A 3,894-nucleotide genomic window follows, 5' to 3' on the forward strand; every position below is an offset into this window, starting at 1 on the left:
ACTGTCTGGAGTTTTAACAGGATTTCTTCTCTGAAAGTATCCATGTTAATTGATGATAAGGTCTCTTAAGCTGCGTTTCGGGACATGATGTACCTGATTTTGATCTCTCCAGTAAGCCGTATTACCGTCTTCTCCCGGTTCATCAATCACAATGATTTCTTTTGGTTTTCCCAGTGCAATGGTGAAAACAATATCAAGATGATCAGGGAGTTGAAGAATTTCTTTAAGCCTCGGTTTGTTGAGGGCAGCGATCACACAACCACCCAACCCTTTTTCAACTGCTCCCAGCAAAATACTTTGGGCAGAAAAGCCCTGGTCGTGCCAGGTATTCGGGCTGATGGAGGTATCGTGCAACATGGTGATATAGGCTGCAGGCCTTTCTCCGGGTTCAGGACCTTTCCAGTCTTTGAGCAGTCCTGCCCAGGCGGTGCAGGGAAAAATCTGTTCACAAATTTCAGGTGTACAGGCAAGATGGTATTTGAAATGCTGAAGATTTTTGGCTGACGGAGAAAGCCTTGCCAAATCAACCAGCTCTTCCAGTGTTTTTCTGTCGATTTTTACTTCTTCGTAAAATCGCCTGTAACTTCTGTTTTTAAGAACGAGTTCCCTGATTCCCATTTTTTGATAATTGATGGATGATTGAAGTAAGCATTTTTATCCCGGGTTCAATTATTTCATCCGGAAAATCATAATCCGGTGTATGCAGTTCCGGGTGATGGATACCACTGCCGATGCAAAACATGGCTCCTTTAAACCTGCTGGTAAAGTGGCTGAAGTCTTCTGACCATAAATTGGCTTTCCTCAACTGAATATATTCGAATCCATTAATGGTTGCAGCATTGCGGATAACCTGAACACATTCACTGTCGTTAACCACAGGTAAAAATTCATCATGCCAGGAATAATTGATTTCAATGCCATGACGCTCATACAGTTCATCAATGATCTTCTCCATGGTTTTTTTAAGCATCTCAAAATCGTCAGTTCTGAATGCCCTGACCACGACATATAAAATGGCATCTTCCGGAAGAATTCCGAAACCGGGAACACCTCCATGAATATGGGTAACAGTGATTCTGCTGAAATCTTTTGTAATTTCCTTGTTGTTCAGTTCTTCAAACTCGTTGATAATATAGGAAGCAATATGTACAGGATTAAACCCTTCTTTATCGGAAGCAGCATGAGCGCTTTTACCTTTACAATGTATTTTTAATCCGGCAGATGCTATGCTGAATAATCCTTCTTTACAGATAATGCTTTTGGAAGGAAAACCCGGCAGATTGTGAAATGAAATGACATAATCGGGTGTCAGCGGTGGAAAAGCAAGGTCGTTGAGTACCTCAATGGCACCTCTGCCATCTTCTTCTGAGGGTTGAAACAAGAGGATGACCCGACCGTAATCCGGCCTGTTTTCGGCTAAATACCGGCCTAAACCGCAAAGAATAGCCATGTGTCCGTCATGTCCGCACTGATGTGCAACATTTTCATTTGCCGACCGATAAATATTTTCATTTTTTTCGGCAATGAGCAGCGCATCCATTTCCGCCCGGACCATAATTTTCGGGCCTCTTGTTTTGCCTTTGTAAATGAAGGCTAATCCGTTTCCGGCAATATGTGTTATGACCTCGTCTGCCCTGTGTTTTTTCATAAATGAAAGAATGATTTCAGCAGTCTTTCTTTCTTTTCCGGATAATTCAGCCTGTTGATGAAGCTTGTGGCGAAGTTCGGTTAAGGGTTGAAGGCGAATAATCATAAATCATGTAATTACGCTGCAAATTTCGCCTTTAATGACTGAGGTGTATGGATGAGATTATTAACAATCTGAATGTTTATTGTTTAATCCACAAATATTTCCACAAACCGGTACCATCATCAATTTGAATGAGATAGGAGCCTGGGCTCAGATTACCTGTATCAATTTTAAATCTTTTCTCATCAGAGGAATGAGTCATGAGCCATTTTCCTGAAAGGTCATAAAATTTTATTTTGTAAGAGGATGTGGGGCTATTTTCAGGGAAAGAAATCCAAAGCTCCTGTTGCCCCGGATTAGGATAAACAGATGGCTTCAGATAGCTGATTTCCTCTATGCCGGTACAGTTTTTAAAGGTAATCAGAATGCTATCTGTTGTCTCACAACCGTGATGGGTAACCCTTACCCAAACCACTTTTGTCCCGATTCCGGTACCTGATGAATCGACAAGGATAACCGGATCGATAGAATCATTCGACCATAAATAACTGTCGAAGCCAAATCCTGCATTTAATAAAATTCGTTTTCCGGCACAAATAACCGTATCGTTTCCAAGATTAACGACAGGGTTGGGTTTTATCACCACGCTATCAGAAAAGCTATCCCTGCAATTGTTTTCGGATGAAACCGTTAGCCGGATGATATAACTCCCTGCTTTTGAATAGGTGTAAACAGGCTCAAATAGCTGTGATTGCCCGTTATCACCGAAATCCCAGTAATAATGAAGTGTTCCGCTGTCGATGACAGATTTATTCAGGAATGTAACCTGATGAGGATAAAGGCAGAATTGATGTCCTGACATTTCAAATTTTGCCTGTGGAGAAGGAAACACTTCAATGTATCGGAGTGCGGTATCAATACACCCTTTGGTGGTGATGGCAGTTAAAACTACCGCATATTTTCCTGTTTTGCTATAACTGTATCCTGCATCTCTGAGGAAGCTGTACTGACTATCTCCAAAATCCCATTTAAATGTCATGGAATCAAGCAAGGAAAAGCTTTTATTGGTGAAAAGAAATTTATTGTCTTTCAGGCATTGTTCGGGTTTATCAATGCTGAAATCAGCTTCAGGTGAAACGGCAGCGCTGACTTTTATGGTATCGATCGATTTGTTGCCGCATATATCTTCAACTGTAAGTCGGTAAGTCCCTGTTTTATAAATAGTTATTGTGTCGTATGAGGAAATATTCTGGTTGGAAGGTAATACAGTCCAATGATAACTGGCCGACAGGTCATCACCTCCATCCAGGAACAAAGTATTGCCACTGCATAGTGAAGTATCATCCGGTAATTTAGCCTGAATTTTATCCCTGACCAGAGCCCTGACTGCTGCGGGTAGAGTCGAACAATATGAGCCGGTTGAATAAAAAACATTGCCATTCCAGACAGCAGGAGTTGCATACTGAGCTTCAAAGAGGTAATCCAATGCTATCCCATTTGTAATACTGAAATCTGCTCCGTTTACGGTACCGGAGCCGGGTGTAAAATTAACAAAACTCACCTGGTATGTGGTAATATAAATGGAATAGGTATCTTCATGCCCGATATAAATGGGGGTGGAGAGTGGGATCCGTGTCGGTTTGCCAAAACCTGATGCCTGAACCGTGATGGAATCATGCCTTGTCCACGACAGACTGTCGTTCTGATATCCGCTTGAGCTGCCGTTTTTTGTGTAAATGAGAAATGTATAGGTGTTTTTGTACTGTGTATGTACTTCGAAGCTGTCTATCCAGATACTTTTTGTGTTTGTTATCACGTCAAACATATTTCCGTTTGTCAGGTTTGAAAGGGATGTGGTAAATGGAATTTTCAGACTGTCGGGTTTCATTTTACTTCCTGCCACAACATAATAGGTCATGCTCTTTTCCAATAAAGGTGTTTTAAACAGGGAATCAAAACCGATGACTTTTCCAACATTCTGATTTTCATACCAGTAATAGTATCTTGCATTCGGAGAATATGCCTTTAGCTGTGCGGAATATCCCGGACATACTGTGTCTTCCGTAATCTGAAGTTGTCCGGGTGTAGGAAGCAGGTTCAGATGGGTGGTAACAATGATATTATTACTGCTGTCTTCATCAGCTTTTCCATTTGGCCATCCGGCTTTTACTTCTATCGAATAATTTGAGTCTGCACTGAAATGA

General features: G+C 41.4%; 3 protein-coding genes. All 3 read right to left on the bottom strand.

Going from position 1 to position 3,894, the window contains the following annotated elements; translation table 11 throughout:
- Nucleotides 1-45 precede the first annotated feature (45 nt).
- Nucleotides 46-618: a nitroreductase family protein gene (locus GX437_00710; protein ID NLJ06165.1), complete on the bottom strand. Its 573-nt coding sequence runs from the start codon at nt 616-618 to the stop codon at nt 46-48.
- Nucleotides 593-1,753: an amidohydrolase gene (locus tag GX437_00715; protein NLJ06166.1), complete on the bottom strand. Its 1,161-nt coding sequence runs from the start codon at nt 1,751-1,753 to the stop codon at nt 593-595. Before GX437_00715 ends, GX437_00710 begins: the two co-directional genes overlap by 26 nt.
- Nucleotides 1,754-1,829: 76 nt before the next feature.
- Nucleotides 1,830-3,894 (bottom strand): PKD domain-containing protein (locus GX437_00720; protein NLJ06167.1); only part of this gene is annotated, 2,065 nt, incomplete at its 5' end.

The sequence above is a fragment of the Sphingobacteriales bacterium genome, from assembly GCA_012517435.1.
GTDB lineage: Bacteria > Bacteroidota > Bacteroidia > CAILMK01 > JAAYUY01 > JAAYUY01.

Excerpts from the sequence above, each read along its gene's own strand:
- GX437_00715 (NLJ06166.1), bottom strand. The coding sequence starts at position 1,753 with ATGATTATTCGCCTTCAACCCTTAACCGAACTTCGCCACAAGCTTCAT.
- GX437_00710 (NLJ06165.1), bottom strand. The coding sequence starts at position 618 with ATGGGAATCAGGGAACTCGTTCTTAAAAACAGAAGTTACAGGCGATTT.